The 22,912-nt window shown below is 60.1% G+C and carries 17 protein-coding genes; 13 read left to right on the forward strand and 4 right to left on the reverse strand.

The genetic code is table 11. The features are described from left to right. The 7 genes from R3F72_RS05500 to glrR all read left to right on the forward strand — a co-directional run. Positions 1 to 291: IS66 family transposase (locus R3F72_RS05500; protein ID WP_332778557.1), on the forward strand; the 291-nt coding region annotated here is incomplete at its 5' end. An 88-nt stretch (positions 292 to 379) separates the two neighbouring features. Then, positions 380 to 1,060, forward strand: coding sequence for a TIGR00153 family protein (locus R3F72_RS05505; protein ID WP_303855217.1), 681 nt, complete (start codon positions 380 to 382; stop codon positions 1,058 to 1,060). Between the two features lie 55 nt (positions 1,061 to 1,115). Continuing rightward, on the forward strand, positions 1,116 to 2,384 hold the full coding sequence (locus tag R3F72_RS05510) for an inorganic phosphate transporter (RefSeq protein WP_087718141.1): 1,269 nt from the start codon (positions 1,116 to 1,118) through the stop codon (positions 2,382 to 2,384). 246 nt (positions 2,385 to 2,630) lie between these two features. After that, entirely contained in the window at positions 2,631 to 3,941 is a 1,311-nt protein-coding gene (gene argA, locus R3F72_RS05515) for an amino-acid N-acetyltransferase (RefSeq protein ID WP_332779118.1), read from the forward strand. Positions 3,942 to 4,816: 875 nt separating this feature from the next. Then, positions 4,817 to 6,337, forward strand: a complete 1,521-nt coding sequence (locus R3F72_RS05520) for a sensor histidine kinase (RefSeq protein WP_332779119.1) — start codon at positions 4,817 to 4,819, stop codon at positions 6,335 to 6,337. Further along, positions 6,334 to 6,858: a hypothetical protein gene (locus R3F72_RS05525; RefSeq protein ID WP_071230681.1), complete on the forward strand. Its 525-nt coding sequence runs from the start codon at positions 6,334 to 6,336 to the stop codon at positions 6,856 to 6,858. The genes R3F72_RS05520 and R3F72_RS05525 overlap by 4 nt, the downstream gene beginning before the upstream one ends. 232 nt (positions 6,859 to 7,090) lie before the next feature. Next, on the forward strand, positions 7,091 to 8,470 hold the full coding sequence (gene glrR / locus R3F72_RS05530; protein ID WP_071230692.1) for a two-component system response regulator GlrR: 1,380 nt from the start codon (positions 7,091 to 7,093) through the stop codon (positions 8,468 to 8,470). A 128-nt stretch (positions 8,471 to 8,598) separates the two neighbouring features. Here glrR and xseA read toward each other — a convergent pair whose 3' ends face one another. Both xseA and R3F72_RS05540 read right to left on the reverse strand, forming a co-directional pair. Then, positions 8,599 to 9,978: an exodeoxyribonuclease VII large subunit gene (gene xseA / locus R3F72_RS05535; RefSeq protein WP_332779120.1), complete on the reverse strand. Its 1,380-nt coding sequence runs from the start codon at positions 9,976 to 9,978 to the stop codon at positions 8,599 to 8,601. 33 nt (positions 9,979 to 10,011) lie between these two features. Next, positions 10,012 to 11,169: an MFS transporter gene (locus tag R3F72_RS05540; protein ID WP_087718137.1), complete on the reverse strand. Its 1,158-nt coding sequence runs from the start codon at positions 11,167 to 11,169 to the stop codon at positions 10,012 to 10,014. A gap of 137 nt (positions 11,170 to 11,306) precedes the next feature. Between R3F72_RS05540 and R3F72_RS05545 the strand changes: the two genes are divergently transcribed. The 6 genes from R3F72_RS05545 to R3F72_RS05570 all read left to right on the forward strand — a co-directional run bounded on the left by R3F72_RS05545 (position 11,307) and on the right by R3F72_RS05570 (position 20,201). Beyond that, positions 11,307 to 12,716, forward strand: a complete 1,410-nt coding sequence (locus R3F72_RS05545) for an aminotransferase-like domain-containing protein (protein ID WP_332779121.1) — start codon at positions 11,307 to 11,309, stop codon at positions 12,714 to 12,716. 269 nt (positions 12,717 to 12,985) lie between these two features. Next, entirely contained in the window at positions 12,986 to 14,455 is a 1,470-nt protein-coding gene (guaB, locus tag R3F72_RS05550) for an IMP dehydrogenase (RefSeq protein ID WP_332779122.1), read from the forward strand. Between the two features lie 130 nt (positions 14,456 to 14,585). Next, positions 14,586 to 16,160, forward strand: a complete 1,575-nt coding sequence (gene guaA, locus R3F72_RS05555) for a glutamine-hydrolyzing GMP synthase (protein ID WP_332779123.1) — start codon at positions 14,586 to 14,588, stop codon at positions 16,158 to 16,160. A gap of 705 nt (positions 16,161 to 16,865) precedes the next feature. Continuing rightward, positions 16,866 to 18,317, forward strand: coding sequence for a DUF4041 domain-containing protein (locus R3F72_RS05560; protein ID WP_332779124.1), 1,452 nt, complete (start codon positions 16,866 to 16,868; stop codon positions 18,315 to 18,317). A 260-nt stretch (positions 18,318 to 18,577) separates the two neighbouring features. Beyond that, on the forward strand, positions 18,578 to 19,489 hold the full coding sequence (locus R3F72_RS05565) for a toll/interleukin-1 receptor domain-containing protein (RefSeq protein WP_332779125.1): 912 nt from the start codon (positions 18,578 to 18,580) through the stop codon (positions 19,487 to 19,489). Positions 19,490 to 19,718: 229 nt separating this feature from the next. Beyond that, the gene (locus R3F72_RS05570; RefSeq protein WP_332779126.1) at positions 19,719 to 20,201 is read left to right on the forward strand and encodes a hypothetical protein; all 483 of its coding nucleotides are present in this window, start codon (positions 19,719 to 19,721) and stop codon (positions 20,199 to 20,201) included. Positions 20,202 to 20,499: 298 nt separating this feature from the next. On the opposite strand, the gene R3F72_RS05575 is transcribed toward R3F72_RS05570, so the two are convergent. Beyond that, positions 20,500 to 21,741, reverse strand: a complete 1,242-nt coding sequence (locus R3F72_RS05575; RefSeq protein ID WP_332779127.1) for an NAD(P)/FAD-dependent oxidoreductase — start codon at positions 21,739 to 21,741, stop codon at positions 20,500 to 20,502. Between the two features lie 287 nt (positions 21,742 to 22,028). Beyond that, a complete protein-coding gene (locus R3F72_RS05580; RefSeq protein ID WP_332779128.1) occupies positions 22,029 to 22,844 on the reverse strand; it encodes an AraC family transcriptional regulator in 816 nt (271 codons plus the stop codon). Positions 22,845 to 22,912 lie beyond the last annotated feature (68 nt).

The raw sequence follows: 22,912 nt of genomic DNA on the forward strand, positions 1-22,912 counted from the left end.
CTGCTCGAACGTCTCCAGGCGTACGAGGACGACGTGCTGCGTTTCCTCGACGACCCCGCCGCGCCCTTCACCAATAACCAAGGGGAGCGTGACCTGCGGATGACCAAGGTCCAGCAGAAGATTTCAGGCTGTTTCCGCTCCTGGGAAGGTGCCGAGATCTTCTGCCGGATGCGCAGCTTCCTCTCGACGGCGGTCAAGCAGGGCCTGGCAGCGCACACCGCACTGGAACAGTTGTTTGCCGGTGAAGTGCCCGAATTCATGCGTCGGGACGGCCTGGATCAGGCAGCGTGACCTGAATAGTTACCATGAATTTTTCATGACGCATCCAGATGCAATCATTATACTGACGCCGCCACTTCCAACGCATCCAGGCCACGTTATGGTGAGTACCAATCCGTTCTCGGCGCTGTTTGGACGATCGCCGTTCCAGCCGCTTCTGGCTCATATCGTCAAGACCAGCGAGTGCGCCAGCCAGCTGTTGCCCTTTTTCGATGCCGCGCTGGGTGGTGATTGGGAAGAAGCGCGAAAGCACCGCGAAGCGATCACCCGTCTCGAGCACGATGCGGATGAGCTCAAGACGCAGCTGCGCCTCAATCTGCCCAATACCATGTTTCTGCCTGTCTCGCGCTCCGATCTGCTGGAACTGATCAGCGTCCAGGACAAGATCGCCAACAAGGCCCGGGATATCACCGGCATCATGTTGGGGCGGAACATGATCATTCCCGAGCCGCTGGCGGAACCGATGCGCGACTATCTGCGTACCGCCGTGGCCACCGTCGACCAGGCGCGCAAGGCGCTCGAGGAGCTCGAGGACCTGCTCGAGTCCGGCTTTGGCCGCAACGTCTCCGATGTCATGCAGGAACTGATCAAGGAACTGCACGATCTCGAGCATCAGGCCGATGAACAGCAGATCGACATTCGTCGTCAGCTGTTCCAGCTCGAGGCGCAATTACCGCCGGTCGATGTCATCTTTCTCTATAAAATCATCGAATGGATCGGCGAGCTGTCCGACCGCGCCGAGCGCGTGGGCAGCCGCCTGCAGATACTGACGGCCCGCTGATCGCGGGCTTCGTCATTCTACGCCTTCGTCACGCCACTCAAGCGAATAAAAGCCTATGTCCATCATTGCGCAATACGGTGATGTCTTCATCATTCTTGCCTGTGTCTTCGGTTTCTTCATGGCATGGGGGGTTGGAGCGAACGACGTCGCCAACGCCATGGGAACCTCGGTCGGCTCCAAGGCGATCACGATCAAGCAGGCGATCATCATTGCGGTGATCTTCGAATTCCTCGGCGCCTGGCTGGCCGGCGGACAGGTCACCGAAACGATCCGCAAAGGCATCATCGATCCGGCCCTGCTCGAGAACGACCCGCAGATGCTGGTCTACGGCATGCTGGCTTCGCTGCTTGCTGCCGGCTCCTGGTTGCTGATCGCCTCGCTGAAGGGGTGGCCGGTTTCCACCACGCACTCGATCGTCGGCGCCATCGTCGGTTTCGCGGTGGCCGGGCTGGGCGTGCAATCGGTCAGCTGGGGCGCGGTGGGAACGATCGCGCTCAGTTGGGTAACGTCGCCGCTGATCGCTGGCGTGTTCTCCTTCATGCTGTTCCGTTCCGTGCAGGTGCTGATCTTCGACAACCCCGATCCGTTCGCGGCGGCCAAGCGCTATGTGCCGGGCTATATCTTCCTGGTCGGCTTCATCGTCTCGATGGTGACGCTGGTCAAGGGGCTCTCCCACGTTGGCCTGCATCTGACGTTCGGTGAAAGCCTGCTGCTGGCGGTGGCGTTCGGCGTGATCATCATGATGTTCGGCCTGCTGCTGGAAAACCGCATCAACCGTGGTGACCGCCGTGCCCGCAGCAACTATGACTTCTCCAGCGTGGAGCGCATCTTCGGCGTGCTGATGATGTTCACCGCCTGCGCCATGGCCTTCGCCCACGGCTCGAACGACGTCGCCAACGCGGTCGGCCCGCTGGCGGCGGTGATCAGCGTGGTCGAGAACGGCGGCGGCGTTTCCGGCGCTGCCGCCATGCCGTGGTGGGTGCTGGTGCTCGGCGGCGGCGGGATCGTGGTCGGCCTGGTGACCTACGGCCACAAGGTCATCGCCACCGTCGGTACCGGCATCACCGAGCTGACCCCGAGTCGCGGTTTCGCCGCGACGCTCTCTGCCGCGTCGACCGTGGTGCTGGCCTCCGGTACCGGGCTGCCGATCTCGACCACGCACACCCTGGTCGGCGCCGTGCTCGGCGTGGGGCTGGCTCGCGGCATGGCGGCGCTCAATCTGCGCGTGCTCGGCACGATCGTCCTCTCCTGGCTGATCACGCTGCCGGCTGGCGCGGTGCTTTCCATCGCCTTCTTTTTCATGTTCAAGGGCATGTTCGGCTAGGATCTGAAAACTGTCTGCGCTCGGTAATACCGCGTTCAAAATCGGCTTAGAATGCTCATTTACAGCTTGTAAGCTCCGCTTCTGCGCCGATTTCCGCCTTGTCTTGCCTTCGCTCGCCGACTTTTCAGGAAGCAGGATTCTGGGCCAGTGCGTAAAGCTGGTCATGGCTCATGGACGCTCTGGTATAGTTCGAGGCAGGCCCCACGCGGGTCATGCCTCATAGCCAACAGCCGGAGCGTCTAATCCTTGGACTCGCGTTTTCCCTTCGTCGACTGGTTTCGCCATTCATCGCCCTACGTCAACGCCCACCGTGGCAAGACCTTCGTCATCCTGGTGGAAGGCGAAGCGATGGCGTCGTCGCGACGCAGCCAGCTGCTGCAGGATCTGGCGCTGCTGCATACGCTCGGCGTTCGGGTCGTGCTGGTCTACGGCATCCGGCCGCAGGTCGGTGCCTCGCTGGAAGCCGCCGGTATCACGCCGGTGCGCATCGAGGGGCGCTGGGTCGCCGATCGCCAGATCATGGATCACGTCGAACGCATCGCCGCGGTAAACCGTCTCGATCTCGAAGCCCAGCTCTCGCTGGGGTTGCCCAACACGCCGCTGCATGGTGTCGAGCTTACCGCCGTCTCCGGCAATCTGGTGACGGCGAAACCGCTGGGCGTGCGCGGCGGGGTGGATTTCGATCACAGCGGTGAAGTTCGCCGCGTGCGCAGCCAGGCGATCGAGAGCCTGCTCGCCGGCGGCAATCTGGTGATCCTGCCGCCGCTGGGATACTCCCGCACCGGCGAGGTCTTCGATCTCGACGCCTCGGAGATCGCCCAGCATGTCGCGGTGTCGCTCAAGGCGGATAAATTGATTCTGCTGGGAGAGTCGGCCGGGCTGCACGACGACAGCGGCCAGCTCCAGCGCCAGCTGACACCTGATGAAGCCGACGCCCTGCGCGAACGGGAGGCGCCCGGCAGCGAGCTCGCCCGCCATCTGGGCGCGGCCTGCGGCGCGGCCCGCCACGGTGTCGGCCGTACGCACCTGCTTTCCTGGCACGACCACGACGCGCTGCTTGGCGAGCTGTTCACCCGCGACGGGGTCGGCACCATGATCACCCAGAATCGCTACGAGCAGTTGCGGCAGGCGGTACTGGATGACGTCGGCGGCCTGCTCGCGCTGCTCAAGCCGCTCGAGGCCAGCGGCATGCTGGTCGCCCGAACCCGGGAGCGGCTGGAGCACGAGATCGAGGATTACGTCGTGATCGACCGCGACGGCATGGCGATCGGCTGCGCGGCGCTGCATGGCTACGCCGACGCCAGAATGGGTGAGCTGGCCTGCCTGGCGGTGCATGACGACTATCGGCGTGGCGCCCGGGGAGAGATGCTGCTCGCCGAGATCGAGCGTCGTGCCCGGCGACAAGGGCTGACGCAGCTGTTCGCCCTGACCACGCATACCACGCACTGGTTCGTCGAACGCGGCTTCTCCCTGGCCACGCCGGACGCGCTCCCCGCGCTGAAGCGCGAGACCTATAACCAGGCCCGACGCTCCAAGGTCCTGCTGAAGTCGCTCTAGAGCGACACCTCTGACAGCGTATATCGCGCTTTGGCGTATCCAAATGGAGACGCTGTAAACCTCTGATTTTTGGATTTTATTCTGAATTGGGCGAAAAAGTGTCTGCTTATGGAGACATTTTTGAGCCCGTTTTTCCGTTTTTCCGGGGCAGAGACTGGCGGCAACCCGACGTCGAATAATGGTGCGTTTTTAAGTTATTGATTTTATGTGTTTTTAATAAAACTGGCACGCCTGTCGCAATACTGTTTATCGAGAGCGACGAGATGGCCTCTCCGGAAGTCATCTCGCCGGATCTTCTCAGGCCCCCAACTACCCTGTGCAGGGCCTGGCAAGATTCGACAGCGTCTGCTCCACGCGATGTGTGACTTAGGTTGCGATGAGACGGGTGCGGCCCATCGGGCAAGGAGATGCACCATTAGGGCAAGGATGCCCCGGCAAGGATGCCTTCCCCCTCGAAAGAGGGGACCCATTGCGGCCGGGCGCAGCGTTTTCCGAAACGTTTTTCGTAACACGTTTTCGGAAAGCAGGCGACCGGTTCAGACACGAAGCAGGCGGCTCGCCGCCACGGTATTCGAGAGCCCCTGAATGGCCGAATCGAGTACCGGCTTCGGGGCCTTCGGGGCTTTTTAGCCCTTCGGGGCTCTCGGGCCCTTCGGGCCACGGGAGCGATCTCGAATGACTGATTCAGGCAGTGTTTCAAGGTCGTTCTCGACCCTTCAGTTCCCTGCGTACCTTGGGCCGGCTCTGCCGGCCTTCTTTTTTTTGTACGGGTTTCCAGAACCTGCCACTTATGGCCCGAATGGGCATTCAATAATAATGCTATTCTTGCGGAACGATCCATGACCCCGATGGGCATCCTGCATAGAGCCATTTTCATGACCACCAAGCTCTCCCGACGCTGGCGTCCTCGCTCGCTACTGCAACTCGTGTTGCTGGCTTTCGTTGTCGTCATGTTGCCGATAGCGGTGCTGATGTTTCAGGCCGGGCAGGCGCTGTCACAGCTTTCGACGCTTGCCGACCAGAGCGCCCGGGAAGCCGTCGAAGAGACGCGTCGGGCGCGCATGTTGAGTACGCTGGCGCTGCAGATGGAGCGCAGCGCCCGCCAGTACGCAGTCATCGAGGAAGAAGGGCTGCGCGACATCTACGACCAGAAGGTTCGACAGTTCGGCGAGCTGCTGCAACAGCATGAGTCGTTGATGCGCAATAACCCGGATTTCCAGTCGCTGGCCGAGCGCTACCAGCAGTTGCGCTATCTGCCCCAGGCCTCGGTGGAGGATATGAGCGCGTTTCTGGAGCGCTTCTCCGGTTTTGCCTCGGAGTCCGATGCGGTCAGGAAAGCCACCAACGATCTGATCGACACGCGCATCGCCAATATTCGCGAGCAGGCGGATGCGGTCAAGGCGCGGCTGTGGATGCAGACCGCAGCACTGGTTTCCGCCAGCCTGATGCTGATGCTGTTCTTCACCTGGTTGATCACGCGTCCCATCCGCCAGCTCGAACGGCGTATCTTCGGTTTGGGCAGCGGCGAATGCAGCGACACGCCGATCCGTATCCAGGGGCCGGCGGAGCTGGTCCAACTGGGTGACCGGCTAACCTGGCTGTCCGGGCGGCTTTCGGAGCTGGAAGCCCAGAAACAGCAGTTTCTGCGCCATATGTCGCATGAGCTGAAAACACCGCTGACCAGCGTCCGGGAAGGGACCTCGCTGCTGTCCGACGGTGTGGCCGGCGAGCTCAACGAGCGCCAGAGCGAAGTCGTCAGGCTGATCGACGAGAACGGGCAGGAACTGCAGACGTTGATCGAGCAGTTGCTGGACTACAATCTGTTGCAGAACAGCCGCCGAATGAAAGTCACCGCGTTCGATGTCGCGACGGTGATCCAGGAAGTGCTGTCCAAGCACCGGCTGGCGCTCGACAACAAGGGGATGCGCATCAAGAGCCCGCATCATCCGCTGAAATGGCAGGCGGACCGTGAGCGAACGGCGCGCGTGCTGGACAACCTGATCTCGAATGCCATCGCCTATGGCGACGACGGTGGTCAATTGGTGATTCGTGTCTCGAACCAGCATGATTGGTTGGTACTGGATGTCGCCAACAGCGGCGAGCCCATTGCCGAAGCCGATCGCGAGCATCTGTTCGAAGCCTTCTACCAGGGCAGCGTGAGGCGCAAGGGCCCGTTGAAGGGATCGGGCATCGGGCTTTCGGTCGCCGCGGACTGCGCCAAGTTGCAGGATGGCCAATTGGCGCTGGTGGACGATGCCGAACTGCCGGTCTGCTTCCGTCTTACCCTGCCGTGGGCGGATTTCCCGACGCATGGAACGCAATACGAAAATGACGCCGCACCGGACGAGACGCTGCCGGGCGGTGATTCAAGGAAGGAAACATGGTCAGTCAAATGAGAACGACGCTTGCCCTGTTCGGCGTGATGGCGCTGGCAGGCTGTCAGTCCCTTACCAGTGAGCCCGTGCCCTACGGTTGCGGCGAGATCCCGACCTACGCCGATAACGTATGTCTGGTCGATACCTGGGTCGAGTTCGGCCTGCAAGCGCAGCGCGGGGATGACGACTGGCGCGAAGAGACCCTGGCCAGGGTCGGCCAGGGCCGCATGGACCAGAAGGCCGTGCGCGCCGTGGTGCTCTCCTGGGATGGCCCTGGCGAATGGCGGGAAGCCTCCGATCTCTACAAGGCCTCCATTGACGCCGCACCTTCCCGATTGCAGCCGCTGCTTCGGCAATGGCTTAACGGTCTGGAAGCGCGGCGACAGCTCTATGCGCAGCGGGGCGCGAGCCAGGGCGGCCGGCGCGACGACACGCAGGCACTGAAAGACGAAAACGAGAAACTAAAACAACAACTCCAGGAGATGTCGGACAAGCTGGATGCATTGACCGACATCGAGCGGACCATCAACGCACGCGATTGATCTCCGAGGACGCTCGCGACCGATCTTCAAGACAAGATCCCCGCGAATATCAACACACACGTAAAACCAGGCCATCCGTGCGACCCAGGCGATACCGGCGTCGCACGACCGCGTCACATCGAGCGTGACACGCCTTTATCGGCATCGATAAGGTGAAGCGGTGGCAGGAGGTGCCCATCCCATGTCATTGAATATCGAAACACCCAAGACCCGACCGGTGAGAACCCCGGCCATGCAGCCGGGCAAGAGCAGCAACACCGCCCACATTCTCCTGGTCGACGACGACACCAGCCTGCTCAAGCTGCTGGGCATGCGTCTGGAAAGCCGCGGCTTCCGGGTGACCACGGCGGAGAGCGGTCGCGAAGCGCTGACCCACATCGAAGAGACCTCGCCGGATCTGGTGCTTTCCGATCTGCGCATGGACGAAATGGATGGGCTGACCCTGTTCCACGAGCTGCAGCGGCGGGTGCCGGGTATTCCGGTGATCATCCTCACTGCCCACGGTTCGATACCGGATGCCGTCAGCGCCACCCGTCAGGGCGTGTTCAGCTTCCTGACCAAGCCGGTCGATCGCGACGAACTGTTCGAAGCGATCGACGAAGCGCTCAAGCAGACTCCGACCACGCGAGGCGAGGGTGGCGAAGCGTGGCGTTCGAAGATCATTACCCGCAGCCCGCAGATGGAGCGCGTGCTCGAACAGGCCTACATGGTCGCCGCCTCCGATGTCAGCGTGCTGGTGACTGGCCCCAGTGGTACAGGCAAGGAGCTTCTCGCCAACGCCATGCATCAGGCCAGCTCGCGTGCCGACAAGCCGTTCGTGGCGATCAACTGCGGCGCACTGCCCGAGCAATTGCTGGAAAGCGAGCTGTTCGGTCACGCCCGCGGCGCCTTCACCGGCGCGGTCAGCCAGCATGAAGGGCTGTTCCTGGCTGCCGACGGCGGCACCCTGTTCCTCGACGAGATCGGCGACATGCCGCTACCGCTGCAGGTCAAGCTGCTGCGCGTCTTGCAGGAGCGCCAGGTTCGCCCGCTGGGCAGCACCAAGTCGTTTCCGATCGACGTGCGGATCATCTCCGCCACCCACCGCGATCTCGACCGCGCCATGCACGAAGGCGACTTCCGCGAGGATCTCTACTACCGCCTCAACGTGGTCAATCTCAAGCTGCCGCCGCTGCGCGAGCGGGCCGAGGATATCCCGCTGCTGGCCAAGCACATGGTTTCCCAGGTGTCGGCGCGGCATAAACCGTTTGTCAAAGGCTTCTCGCCGGAAGCGCTCAACCTGCTCGCCTCCAGCGGCTGGCCCGGCAACGTGCGCCAGCTCGTCAACGTGGTCGAGCAGTGCGTCGCCCTGACCAGCACGCCGATGATTCCGGAAGCGCTGGTGTCGCAGGCGCTGGCCGCCGAGGAGAACGCGCTGCCCTCGTTCAGCGAGGCGCGCGCCGGGTTCGAACGCAGCTACCTGATCAAAGTGCTCAAGATCACCGAAGGCAACGTCACCCAGGCAGCGCGCATCGCCGGACGCAACCGCACCGACTTCTACAAGCTGCTCGCGCGTCACGATCTCGATCCCGGCTCTTTCAAGCCGAGCGCGATGCCGGATCCGGCTGGCTGACGCCGCTCGCAATCGAGTGCAGGAAAGTCGAAAGCCACCGCCGGCGATGAATGAATTGCCGGCGGTGGCTTTTTGCCGATGGCCTGTCGTCGATTACCGAGCGGCAACCGCGCTGTCTTCTCGATGTATCAGCGCTTCAGCCGCCGCTTCACTTCCAGCTTCAGGCGGCCTTCGCCGAGGCGGGCCGTCAGCGTCTGGCCGGGCTGGGTCTGGCTGGCGGCGCGGACAACCTGGCCGCTGTCGTCCTGCAGGATCGAATAGCCCCGGCCCAGCACGGCCAGCGGACTGACCGCATTGAGCTCGCGGGCGATTCCCTGCAGGTTCTGGCGCTCCTGCTGCAGTTTCCGCCGCTGGCCGGCCTCCAGCCGTTGCCGGAGCTGTTCGACCCGCTCGCGAGCCTGGCGCAGCGTCCGGCTCGGGTCATGCAGCGTGAAGCGTCGGGTGGCGGCATCCAGCCGTTGGCGATCCCGTTGCAGGCGCTGGCGCATCGCCAGTTGCAGCCGGCGATCCAGCCCCGCCAGATGCTGACGCTGCTGGGCGAGGCGTTCGCCGGGATGACGCAGCCGCGCACGCAGATGATCGAGCCGCTGGGACTCGGCATTGGCCCGATGCTGCCAGGCGCGAGCCAGACGCTGGCGCTGCTGGGCGAGGGTCGCTTGCAGATCGCGGCGATCTGGCACCAGCCGCTCGGCGGCGGCGGAGGGCGTCGGCGCCCGGACATCGGCGGCGAACTCGGCCAGGGTCACGTCGACCTCGTGGCCGATGGCGGCCATCACCGGCAACTTCGAATGGAAGATCGCCCGCGCCAGATGCTCGTCGTTGAACGCCCACAGATCTTCCAGGCTGCCGCCACCGCGGGTGATCAGGATCGCATCGAACGGATCTGTCGTCGGATGTTTAATGTCTTTATGAGTCTCGGCATCCTTTCGCGCCTGACGATTGACCAGGGCCAGCGCCCGGATCAGCGCCGGCGGTGCCTCGCGACCCTGAACCGGCGACGGGAACATGCTGACGCGCACCATCGGCCAGCGCGCCCGCAGCACCGCCAGCACATCGCGAATCGCCGCGCCGGTGGGCGAAGTGATCAGCGCCAAATGCCGGGGCGGGTAGGGCAGCGGCCGGGCGTTGGCGAATACGCCCTCGGCGCTCAACTGTCGCTTCAGCCGCTCGTAGGCCGCCATCAGCTCGCCCTCGCCGCTGGGCTGCACGGCATCGACGATCAACTGGTAATCGCCCCGCGGCTCGAAGATCGACACCCGCCCGCGCACCTTGATCCGGTCGCCATCCTTCAACGGCGTGCGGGAAAGGCTCGCCCGGTTGCGGAAGAACGCGCACCTGAGCTGCGCCCTGGCATCCTTCAGCGTGAAGTAGATGTGGCCGGAAGCGGGCCGCGCCAGCCCGGAAATCTCCCCCTCGACCCAGCAGTCGCCGAAGCCTCGCTCCAGCATCTGGCGGGCCTGGCGGTTGAGATCGCTGACGGATAGCGTCGTTCTGCCCGGTTTGTCCATCGCGGACCTCGTTAGATAGAAAGTGCGGCCAGTCTAGCATTCCGCTTCAGCGCCTTGCGTCGAGGCAGACTTCAGCAGCCAGCTCACGAAGATTGCCCCGGCGAGCAGCGCGCCGCCGAAAAGCTGCAGGGCAATCGTGTGTCCAAAGCTATCGATCAGCGCGCCAGTGGTGACGACGGGCAGACTGAAGCCAACGTAGGCGAGCAGAAAAAAGCCGGCGCTGGCACTGGATTGTCGCTCGCTGGTGATAGCGAGGACGCCACTCAAACCGCCCAGGTAGACGAAGCCGTAGCAGGCACTGCTGGCGGCGACGGTGCCGATGAGCACTGCAGACAGTGTCCCGGTGAGTGCCCCCCAGGCGATCACCGCATACGCCAGGGGCAGAATGACCAGGCCCAGTTGGGTCGCGGTGTGGGGCGAGAGCCTCCGCGCCCATGGCTGGAACAGTACGCCACAACTGCAGATGCCGAAAGTGGCGAAACCGGACCAGGCGGTGAGCCCGTGTCGCGCCAGCGTCGACGGTAGAATCGCGATGACTAGCCCGACCGTGGCCCAGGCCAGCAGGATCGCCAGCCCGAACGGGAGCGCTCCGGCCGGGAAGGCCGGCAACCGGAGCATGGTGGCATGCCCTTGGCGTGGCGTTTCATCGGCTAGGCCGATCGTCAGCAGCAAGGCCAGACTTGCAGCACCCAGATACAGCCAGAGACTGGGCGGGGTCAGACTAGGGGCGTTCAGGACGAAGAGACTGGTCACCGCGGCTCCGAGGCCGAAACCCAGTGACGTACTGGCCGTGACCCAGTTCGCCGGCACACGCTTGTCGCGGCCTTGGAACAGCTCGAGCATGTAGGCCGGTGCGACGGCCGAGGTCAGCGCGGTGCCCAGGCCCATCAGGAAGCGAGCAATGCCCAAGGTGACCAGCCCGGGAGACACCAGTGTCAGTGACGTTGCCGCCAGGCAAAGACACAGCGCCGCAACGATCAGCGGGCGCCGCCCGACGCGTTCCGGCAGGCCGTTCAATGTCAGCAGGACCGGCATGATGCCTAGCACGTAGCAGGCGAAAGCCACGCTGGTAGCGCCGACGCCCAACCCGTCTTGCGCGGCCAGAGCGTCGTAGAGCGGCGCCTGCAGATTGACCGCTGTGGTGATCATGCAAAGTGCGAACGCGAGGCGGAGAGGAGAAAGTCCTGTCATGCGATGGCTGCCCGAGTCAGTAAAGGGGTTCCAGCCTGGCACCGGCGCACGGGACCGGTAAGGTACAATGCCGGCGGATAATTCACGCACTGTTCGCGATTATCACAGAACGGTTGCTACCCGGGGGTGTTACCGCGGTGAAGTGGGAAATCGATCAAGATTCGAGCCTGCCTGTGGTGGCTCAGGTGGCCGAAGGCATGCGCGACTGGATTGCCCGGCACGGCGTGGGCAGCCGTCTCCCCTCGATTCGTCGTCTGTCAAACGACATGGGGATCAGCCGCAACACTGCCATCGAAGCCTATGAGCGGCTGGTGGCGCAAGGATTGGTGTGCTCCAGGCCGGGATCGGGGTTCTATGTGACCGATGGCGCGTCCCGGGCGCTCGGCAGAAAGGATCGAGAGGCGCCAAGCCTGGACGACGTTACCGATGAAATGTGGCGTTTGTTTCAGGTTCACGAGCAGACCCTGAAGCTCGGCTGTGGGTGGTTGCCCACGCATTGGCGCGAGGGTGACGACCTGGCCTACGCCATCCGTCATGTGACTCGGCAGAGCCGCTCGGGCCTTTTCGACTACAGCACACCGCTGGGCACTCCGGAGTTGCGCTCGCTAATCCGGGAAAGAATGCGATTGCTGGACATCGAAGCGGATGCCAACCAGATCCTGCTGACGGGCGGTGGCAGTCATGCCCTCGACCTGCTCGTGCGGCTGACTCTCGAGCCGGGTGATACGGTTTTCGTGGAATCGCCGGGCTATTACAACCTGTTCGGCCTGTTGCGACTTCAACGGGTCAAAGTGATCGGCGTACCGCGCCTGAGCGGGGGGCCGGATGTCGAGCGAATGGAATCTCTGCTGAAAACGCATAAGCCCAGGCTGCTGTTCACCAACAGCGTGTTCCAGAACCCGACAGGGACGACGCTGGTGCCAACCGTGGCGCATCGCGTTTTACAACTCGCCGAGAAACACGACTTCCAGATCGTCGAGGATGATATCTACGCGGATTTCCAGCATGCCCCTACGATTCGGCTGGCGGCACTCGATGGCCTGCGAAGGGTGATCTATCTCGGCAGCTTCTCGAAGAGTCTCTCCTGTTCGCTGCGCGTGGGGTTCATCGCCGCCGGGCCGAGGCTGATCAAGCAGTTGGTGGACGTCAAGATGCTTACCAGCATCGCCTCGTCGCGCTTTGCCGAGCAGGTAGTGAAAACCATGCTGGAGAACGGCAGCTACCGAAAGCTGGCCGAGCGCCTGAGCACCAGACTCTCGGAGCAGATGGCCTCGACCCTCGAGCTGGTCGGGACAGCGGGCTGGGAGGTCTTCGCCGAGCCGGCTGGAGGCATGTTCCTGTGGATACGCCACCCTGCCGTGGCGTCCTCCGGCCGGCTTGTCGAACTTGCTCAGCGCGCGGGCATCAGCCTGTCGCCGGGCGATGTCTTTCTGCCTGAAGGCGGGCATTCGCCCTGGACCCGCATCAACGTGGCCTACGCGCGCGACCCCCGAGCGTTGCGCTTTCTCTCTTGTCCTGATGATGATGAACCCGTTGGCGGCGGATAAGCTGGCGTATGCATGGCAGGGAGGACTTAAAACCACCATGCCGCCCCGACCACGCGACCCGCGACCCGCGACCCGCGACTGCCATTGAGCAGCGTCGGCCAAGCGACTATAATGCGCGATTAACTTTTCGCGGCTCCCGGTTCATTGCCGAGTCCACACTGCAAGAACGGTCCCCAGGGGCTTGTCCCAGGGCATTCACCTTCAAGGACCATCGCGGTGCCGCAGGCTGTCACAGGCTCCCCACCACCTGCCAAATTGGGTTTCCGACCATGCTACGTATAGCGCAAGAAGCTCTTACGTTCGATGACGTATTACTCGTACCCCGCTACTCGGATGTCCTGCCCAGAGACGTCGACCTCAAATCCCGCCTGACCCGCAACCTGACCTTGAACATTCCGCTGCTCTCTTCGGCCATGGATACCGTGACCGAAGCGCGTCTGGCGATTGCGATGGCGCAGGAAGGCGGCATCGGCATCATTCACAAGAGCATGTCGATCAACCAGCAGGCCGCCGAGGTCCGCAAGGTCAAGAAGCACGAGAGCGTCATCGTCAAGGACCCGGTCACCGTCGGTCCCAACGCCAAGCTGCAGGACCTGCTGGAGATGGCCTCCGAGTACGGCTATTCCGGCTTCCCGGTGGTCGAGGGCGAGACCCTGGTCGGTATCGTCACCGGGCGTGACATGCGCTTCCAGCCGGATCACAGCGACAGCGTCGAAGCGATCATGACCCCGCGCGACAAGCTGGTCACCGTGCTCGAAGGCACCCCGCTGGACGTGATCAAGTCCAAGCTGCAGGAAAACCGCATCGAGAAGATCCTGGTCGTCGACAAGGACTTCCACCTGCGCGGCCTGGTCACCGTGCGTGACATCGAAAAGGCCCGCACCTACCCGAACGCCGCCAAGGATGCCGATGGCCGCCTGCTGGTCGGTGCCGCCGTCGGCACCGGCCCGGAAACCCCGGATCGTATTGCCGCGCTGGTCGAAGCTGGCGTCGACGTGCTGGTCGTCGATACCGCTCACGGCCACTCCAAGGGCGTGATCGACCGCGTGCGCTGGGTCAAGGAACACTATCCAGATCTGCAGGTGATCGGCGGCAACATCGCCACCGGCGACGCCGCCGTGGCACTGGCCGAAGCCGGCGCCGACGCGGTCAAGGTCGGCATCGGCCCCGGTTCCATCTGCACCACCCGCGTCGTCACCGGCGTCGGCGTGCTGCAGATCACCGCCGTCGCCAACGTCGCCGAAGCGCTGAAGCCGTTCGACATTCCGCTGATCGCCGATGGCGGCGTGCGCTACTCCGGTGATATCGCCAAGGCGATCGTAGCCGGTGCCAGCACCGTGATGCTCGGCAGCATGCTCGCCGGCACCGAAGAGTCGCCGGGTGAAGTCGAACTGTTCCAGGGCCGGACCTACAAGGCCTATCGCGGCATGGGCTCCATGGGTGCGATGTCCCAGACCCAGGGCTCCTCGGATCGCTACTTCCAGAGCAAGGACGAAGGCGTCGAGAAGCTGGTGCCGGAAGGGATCGAAGGCCGCGTGCCCTACAAGGGCCAGATGAGCGCCATCGTTCACCAGATGATGGGCGGCCTGCGCGCCTCCATGGGCTACACCGGCTGCCACAACATCGACGAGATGCGCACCCAGCCGGAGTTCGTCAAGATCACCGGCGCGGGCATTACCGAGTCGCATGTGCATGACGTACAGATTACGAAAGAAGCGCCGAATTACCGCGGCGCTTGATTGACCCGTTAGTCGGAAGAGGGAAGGGAGAAGTGGGAAGTGCATCTTTCCTCTTCGCTCTTTCCTCTTCATTCATTTCCGGCCGTGCTTTTGTCTCGGCAATTGAAACCATTACGGCGGTGGCCCCTTCATGACCGACATCCATTCGCACAAGATCCTGATCCTCGACTTCGGCTCCCAGTACACGCAGCTGATCGCCCGTCGCGTGCGCGAGATCGGCGTTTATTCCGAGATCCGCGCCTTCGATATCACCGAAGAAGAGATCCGCGAATACAACCCCAACGGCATCATCCTCTCCGGCGGGCCGGAGTCGGTCTCCGAGCTGGGCTCGCCGCGGGCGCCCGAGTGCGTGTTCGAGATGGGCCTGCCGGTGTTCGGCATCTGCTATGGCATGCAGACCATGGCCGAGCAGCTCGGCGGCGCCACCGAAGGCTCCAACAAGCGCGAGTTCGGCTACGCCCAGATCAACGTGTCTGGTGAAGACGACCTGCTCGGCGGGATCATGGATCATGTCGGCCACGACGGCGGGGCGCTGCTGGACGTGTGGATGAGCCACGGCGACAAGGTCGCCCGCGCTCCGGCGGAATTCACCGTCACCGCCTCCACGCCGAGCTGCCCGATCGCCGCCATGACCTGGCCGGAAAAGCGCTTCTATGGCGTGCAGTTCCACCCGGAAGTGACCCACACCCTGCAGGGCCAGCGCATTCTCGAGCGCTTCGTGCTGGATATCTGCAAGGCCGAACGCCTGTGGACCCCGGCGCAGATCATCGAAGACCTGACCGAGCGCGTCCGCGAACAGGTCGGCGACCGCCACGTGCTGCTCGGCCTCTCCGGCGGGGTGGATTCCTCCGTCGTCGCCGCGCTGCTGCACAAGGCGATCGGCGATCAGCTCACCTGCGTGTTCGTCGACAACGGCCTGCTGCGCAAGCAGGAAGGCGATCAGGTGATGGAAACCTTCGCCAGCCACATGGGCGTCAAGGTGATCCGCGTCGACGCAGAAGAGGAATTCCTCACCAAGCTGGGTGGCGAGAACGACCCCGAAGCCAAGCGCAAGATCATCGGCAACACCTTCATCGACGTATTCGACCGTGAAGCCGCCAAGATCGACGGTGTCGAATTCCTCGCCCAGGGCACCATCTACCCGGACGTGATCGAATCCGCCGCCAGCAAGACCGGCAAGGCCCACGTGATCAAGTCGCACCACAACGTCGGCGGCCTGCCCGAAACCATGAAGCTCAAGCTGGTCGAACCGCTGCGCGAACTGTTCAAGGACGAAGTGCGCAAGCTCGGCCTCGAACTCGGCCTGCCCTACGACATGGTCTACCGTCACCCCTTCCCCGGGCCGGGCCTCGGCGTGCGCATTCTGGGTGAAGTGAAGAAGGAGTACGCCGACATCCTGCGGGAAGCCGACGCCATCTTCATCGAAGAACTGCACAACGCCGACTGGTACCATAAGACCAGCCAGGCCTTTGCCGTCTTCCTGCCGGTGAAATCGGTTGGCGTGGTCGGCGACGGCCGCCGCTACGAGTGGGTCATCGCCCTGCGCGCCGTCGAGACAATCGACTTCATGACCGCCCGCTGGGCCCACCTGCCGTATGAGCTGCTGGAGAAAGTCTCCAACCGCATCATCAACGAGATCAGCGGCGTCTCCCGCGTGACCTACGACGTCAGCAGCAAGCCGCCCGCGACGATTGAGTGGGAGTGATTGCTGATTAGGGCAGGCAAGAACCGTCTAGCCCCACAGAATCACCCGCTTCATACGAAAGCCTGCCGTTACCGGCAGGCTTTTTTGTTGCAAAACGTTACCAAGCTAAGGCTAACTTGGGTTAAGCCGCTGAGGATACGGCCGATAGAAGAAGAAGAAAACTATGCGTAGGAGGTCGCAGGGAAATGATGTCATCCCCGGGCGGTAGCGTGGCTGGATTTACGAAATTACCGACGCAGGGGAAAGTCGAGAGTGAGAAAACGAAAAACAGATTGAAACTATAAGGTCTGCTTTCGACCCAAAGCGGCCATTGGTGGTGACTTTAGTATGTTGACGGATATATGCCAATAGTGATCATTCAAAGCTTTCAGCGCAAGGGTGATTGAGAGCACATAATCAAAAAAAGCTGAAGGATAACAATGGCTAGGCGATCAAACGGATTAAGAACTGTAATAAAAGTAGCAAAAACCATTGATCGAGCGGCAAAACAAGCGGAGCGGGATAGGCAGCGTCGTAATAGGGAAATCGAACTAGAAGCAAAGACTCGACAGCGCCGTGCCGAACAGGCTGAGCGTGCTCGGGTGAGGGCAGAAGCCCAAGCGATTAGAGACGAATTCCAGACCGCAAAAGAGTGCTTCGAAGACCGGGCCGAGGAGCGCCGTCTCGTCAAAGAAGACATCATCAGTGAATATATGAGGTGAAAACATGGATGTGACGATCATTGGCCTGGCAATCATTGTCTATCTGGCCTCACTGGGTGTGGTGTACATACTGATTACTAAGAGATCAGATAAGAAAATCCGGCAATACGGGACACTTACGGAAGCCATCAACACAGCTATAACCGAGAAACAGCAGGCAGAAAATGCTCTTACAGGAGTGCTTGAGAAGGTTGAACAGGCTAAAGAGGCTTTTAAAAAGCTTGATGCCGAAACTAAAGATCTTCAGGTGCTCCGAACTAATGCTGGTAGCATTGCAGACCAGTTGGCTAAAGATAGAGCTGCTTTAGATGAAGTTGAGGCTCTGATCGCCCAGCACCAGAAATCTGCCGAGGAAAAAGAGACTGCTATCCACGAGATTATGTCAAAGATAGACCTCTACAGCCGCCTGGATGCATTCGTAGAATACGGGCACTTTGAAATGCCAGAATATCTCTATGAGACGGGAGAGCGTTTCTCAGCCGAGATCAAGATCCTTCGGAACAAACAGAAGTCCATGATTAAAGACGGTAGTGCTTTTACTCAGGAAGGAGAAGTCAATCTTACCGGAGATAGCCGTGTCGACAAAAAGATCATCGACGGTCAAATGAAGTTAGTCCTCCGGGCTTTCAATATTGAATGCGATATGCTTATAGGAAAAGTCAGTCCTTCCAACTTTGAGCGCACCTTGGGTCGAATTGAAAAGCTGGCTAATGATCTGGAAAAATTAGTGGCTTCCCTACGATGTGGCATAAGCGTCAATTACGTCACCTTGAAATACGAAGAGTGTGGTATTCAATATCAATACACCCTCAAGAAGAAAGACGAGCAGGAAGAGCAAAAACTCATTAGAGAGCAGATGCGCGAAGAAGCCCGTGCAGAAAAGGAATACCGTAATGCCTTGGATGCAGCAGAGAAAGAAGAGAGGCTTTACCGTGACATTTTGGAAAAAGCTCGCAATGAACTAGATCAGAGCACTGCCGAAGAGCGTGCTCTTATTGAGGCCAAAATTTCAGAACTTGAACAGCGCCTTGCCGAAGCTGAATCTAAGGGAAATCGCGTCAAGAGCTTGGCTGAGCAAACCCGTCGAGGCCATGTATATGTCATAAGTAATGTCGGATCATTTGGTGAACATGTGTACAAAATTGGCATGACAAGGCGTCTAGATCCGATGGATAGAATAAAAGAGCTAGGTGATGCTAGTGTCCCATTCTCATTTGATGTGCATGCCATTATATTTTCTGATGATGCGCCTGCAATGGAAACCTCACTCCATAGGAAGTTTAGCAATAACCGTGTAAATGCTGTCAATCTTCGCAAGGAATTCTTCCGTGTCGAGCTTAATAAAATTCGAGATGCTGTTGAGGAAGTTGGTGGTAGAGAGGCCGATTTCAAGACTACGATTGCTGCGGAGGAATTTTTTGAAACGAATCGGTTACGTGAAAGGTCGGTTGCCTGATACGAAGATGGAATCTGCATTTGACTGCAGTGTCGATAGGATGGCTAAGATGGCTGCTAGCGACCCACAGCGGCCCTTCCGGCAAAGGCAGCAGGCGCGTTTATTGGTGCTATATAGCAGTCGCAAGGAAAGTGCTCAATTAAATTAGCAAGTTGGTGGTACGGTATAAGAACATTGAACGCGCGCACTCGTCCAAGTGGAAAAACGCGGGTGCTGCCTAATACCTGTTCTGCAATGTTCAAACGGGCAGTGGAGTAAGAATGTCGATCTCAACAGTTTCAAGTTTGATTGCCAGGTTGCAAAAAGAAATATCAGACCTCCACCACAAAATGAGCTTGGAGACAAAAAAGGAGTCTGATTGTGGAAATCGGATTGGGCAAATTGAAAGGAGTATTACCAACAGCACTAGCATTAGCACTCTGAAAAGCAAAAGCGCTGAAGTCCAAAGAAAGCAGGCTGAGATAGCTAAGATACAAGTAAATAAAGCTGGCTTTTATAAAAAGCTATCCGACAAAGAAGGGCAGTTGCTCAAGGCCAAGCAAGATCTTCTTAAGGAAGAGGAAAAGGAACGTAAAAAGCAAGCCGTTGCTGACGAGAGAGAAAGGAAAAAATTAGCAGATATAGAAAAGAGGCATCAGAGAGAGCAGCTTGAATACCAGCGCCGGTTGCGAGCAGAGATCAATCAAACTGCGAATATGGCTGCTCCTGTGAAAGAGTTGGCGAACACCCAAAATATTTCACCTACACACATTGTGAAATATGACTTGTTTATATCCCATGCCTCAGAAGATAAAGAAGAATTTGTTCGCCCGCTCGCTGAAACGCTAGAAAATATTGGGGTTAAAGTATGGTATGACGAGTTCACTTTAAAAGTTGGCGATAGCTTGCGAAAAAGTATTGATCAAGGGTTGGTTAATTCGAGATTTGGAACAGTCATTCTATCGTCTGCTTTTTGCTCGAAGAATTGGACACAGTACGAGCTTGACTCGATGGTTGCACGGGAAATGAATGGACATAAAATGATATTGCCGATATGGCACAAAATAACAAAGAGTGAAGTCATCAATTTTAGCCCAGCACTTGCGGATAAAGTCGCGCTAAACACTTCTTTGCAGAGTATTGAGGAAATTGCCGGAGAACTCGCAGAGGTAATTTTGGGCGCAAAGGAATAATAATGCGCTGCTACGGAAAATTTACTCGCTGGCGCTCCCAAATTTCCGCAGAGCGCGGCGTTAGGCAATAAAGATATGCACGTATTCATAGATACAAATATATTTCTTAGCTTTTATCATTACTCGAAGAAAGAGAAGCCAATGCCTGGTCAGGCCATTAAGTTCGCTCCCTTCTGTCTCCAGACCTTGCTTAACTCGGCCGCTTATGGCAGGCGTTAGAAGGAGAGGCATGGATACGGCATTCCGGCACCTTCATATGCCAAGTGAGCTGGCGTGTGAGTTTCTGGCGGTGTTCGCTCGGATGGAGTATTCACTAAAAGCGACAAGATTCGCGGTTCGGAATGGACGCGATGTTTCTGCCTCGTGGGATCAATTTGCCAATGAGGCCCATGAACGGTTCCATGCTGAATCCAGTGAGGAGTTGAAGTCAGCCGTTGACTTTATTTGGAACTGTCCTCCCCGCAAACAGTTCCTTGCTGACGATGAGCGAGTTCGCTTTCGTGATTTCGAAATCGATCCAGCGCAACGCAAACTTCAGCAATTGATACTGATGGTTCGAACCGTGAGAAATAATCTATTTCACGGTGGTAAACACCTCCCAGATGGTGAATCGGAACCAGGGCGGAACGAAAGGCTAGTTCGTTCATCGTTGGTTTTACTGCGGGAATGTGCCCAATTGGTAGATGATGTACGAGAGGCCTATGAGCGATAGCCTCTAACAAGGCCAAGCACCGAGACAGCTTTTCCGTTGCGGCTGCGCCTGTTGGCAGCATTATACTTGCTTTGGCTGAATGACCGCTTCTGGCCGTTAGCTGACCTGCTGGCGGATAAACCAAAGGTGTCGTAACTCGTCGCTTCGTTTACCACCGTAACAATTTGTTGAGCGCTTTACTGCGACGAAGGGTGCCAAGGATCAAGGGTGGTGAGCACCCCATGCCAATTCCACTCTGTACGTAAATCTGCGTAAAAGGGGCGCCTCAAGGGCGCCCGTTTTCGTTATAACTTCACCTTCAGAACCGGTCGACGCGGAATGGTGCCATATCCACTGCGGGTTTTTCGCCATCCATCATTTGAGCGAGCAGTTCGCCGGTGGCCGGGCCCAGGGTAAAGCCCTGGTGGCCGTGGCCGAAAGCGAGCCATAGTCCTGCCTTGTCGGGGGCAGGGCCGATCACCGGTTTCATGTCAGGCAGGCAGGGGCGGGCGCCTTTCCAGGGCTGACTGTCGCGGCGTTTGCCCAGCGGGAACAGCTTGCGTGCCACTTTCTCGGCGGCGCCCAGCTGCTTGTACTGGGGCGGCGATTCCAGGTCGGCCAGCTCGGCGCCGGTGGTCAGGCGAATCCCGGCGCGCATGGGTTCGAGCAGGAATCCTCTCTCGGCGTCCATTACCCAGTGGTTGAGCTTGGCCTCGTTTTCGGCGGAGTAGTGCATGTGGTAGCCGCGTTTCACGAACAGCGGCACTTTCATGCCCAGCCTCGTCAGCAGTTCACCGGTCCAGGGGCCCATGGCCACTACGATTTCCTCCGCCTCCAGATCCCCCTCGCTGGTCTTGACTTGCCAGCCGCCCTCCACCTGCAGCACGTCCTCGACGCTGGCCTGCTTCACCTGGCCGCCCTGTTCGGCAAAACTGCGTGCGTAGGCTTGCACCAGGCCGCCGGGGTCCGAGACCATCCAGGGCTGCGTCCAGTGGATCGCCCCGATCAGCCCCTTGCCCAGATGCGGCTCCTTGGCGTAGAGCGCCTCGGCGTCCAGCATTTCATACTCGACCCCGAAGCGCTCGTGATTCTCCTGGGCCACTTGCTGGCGTTCCTCGAACTCCTTGCGGGTGCGGTAAAGCTCCAGCCAGCCGCCCTTGCGCACCATCGCTTCGGCACCGGCGGCCTCGATCATCGGGGCGTGGGCCTCCTGGCAGCGCATGATCAGCGACGCCCACTCGCGCACGATGCGCGCGTAGCGCTCACCGCTCGAGTTCAGCCAGTAGTCCAATAGCGGGCCCGCCGCACTCATCATGCCGATGGGGCGATAACGGATGTCCACCTCGCGGTTGGGCAGCACCCGCAGCAGGGTGCCGATATCGCGCGGAAAGGCGTAGGGGCGCACTGCCTCACGCTGGATGATGCCGGCATTGCCGAAGGAGGTCTCGAGCCCCGGCTCGCGGCGGTCCACCAGCGTGACGTCATGACCGCGACGCACCAAGTGCCAGGCCACGGATACGCCGACCATGCCGGCACCCAGAACGATAATATTGCGGGCCATGGAAGTCTCCCTGCCGATGGATACGGAAAACTCCGCCGAGAGGCAGAGCCGTCATGCATGGAAGTTTATCAGCGCTTCCCATAAGATCGGCTATGTGCTGTTAATTAAGATTTTTGCTCTATTAATTAAACAATAAGGAGATCATTTATCTGTGAATGGTTAATTTAACAGAATTATCTGTGTACCCGTCTCCTGGGACCTGCGCGCGCCATTATCGAAGTGTTGAGTCAGTGCACTGAGGGCCGCTAGCCTAGGCGTCCTTAGCACGTTGTGAGCTTGGGGCGCGGCTACGCTTCAGTCTGCGAACCATGGTTGGGCAGTTCCTCTCCCTGACGAGTAGCCGCGCGGACAAAGGCGGTCGGGGATTGGCCGAGCGCCTTGCGGAACATGCTGGAGAAGGCGCCGGGGCTGTCGTAGCCGAGTTCCAGCGCGGTTCGGGTAACGGAACTGCCGGAGAGCAGTCTGGGGAGGGCGGCCATCAGGCAGGCCTGCTGGCGCCATACGCCGAAGGACATGCCGGTCTGCTGACGGAACAGGCGATTGAAGGTTCGCTGGCTGCGGTGCAGTTGCCGCGCCCACTCCTCGGGCAAGCTACGGATACTCGGCTGGCCGAGAAAGTTTCGGCACAGGCTGGCCAGTTCGGGATCGTGCGGCAAAGGCGCAAACAGCGGCAGCGACGGCGCCAGTTGGAGCTCGTGCAGCAGAAGTTGGGCGAGGGCACCGTCGCGACCGTTCTCATCATAGAGCGCGGGCATGTTGGCGGAGGCCAGCAGCAGCTGATGCAGCAGCGGCGACACGACCAGCACTTCGCAACCGGGGGAGGGGCGCGGAGCCGCGTGGGGCTCGATATACAGGCTACGGGTACTGACGCCGTTCATCCGCACCCTGTGGCGCTTGCCCGCCGGCAACCAGACGCCACTATAAGGCGGCACCATCCAGGTGCCGTCATCGGTATCCACTTCCATCAAGCCTGTCATGCCGTAGAGAAACTGGGCGCGGCGATGGGTATGAAAGTCGAGAAGGGTGCCGGGACTGTAGTCGGTGCCGATGGCTACGATGGGCCGGGCTACGCGATCCACGTCCGCCAGAGGGATATTGAGCATTGTCGTCAGCGTGGCCGAAATACAACGATTATTGGCCAGGCGACGAATGTCGGCCACCCCTCATCGGA

Source organism: Salinicola sp. 4072 (assembly GCF_036663415.1).
GTDB classification, from domain to species: Bacteria; Pseudomonadota; Gammaproteobacteria; order Pseudomonadales; family Halomonadaceae; genus Salinicola; species Salinicola salarius_A.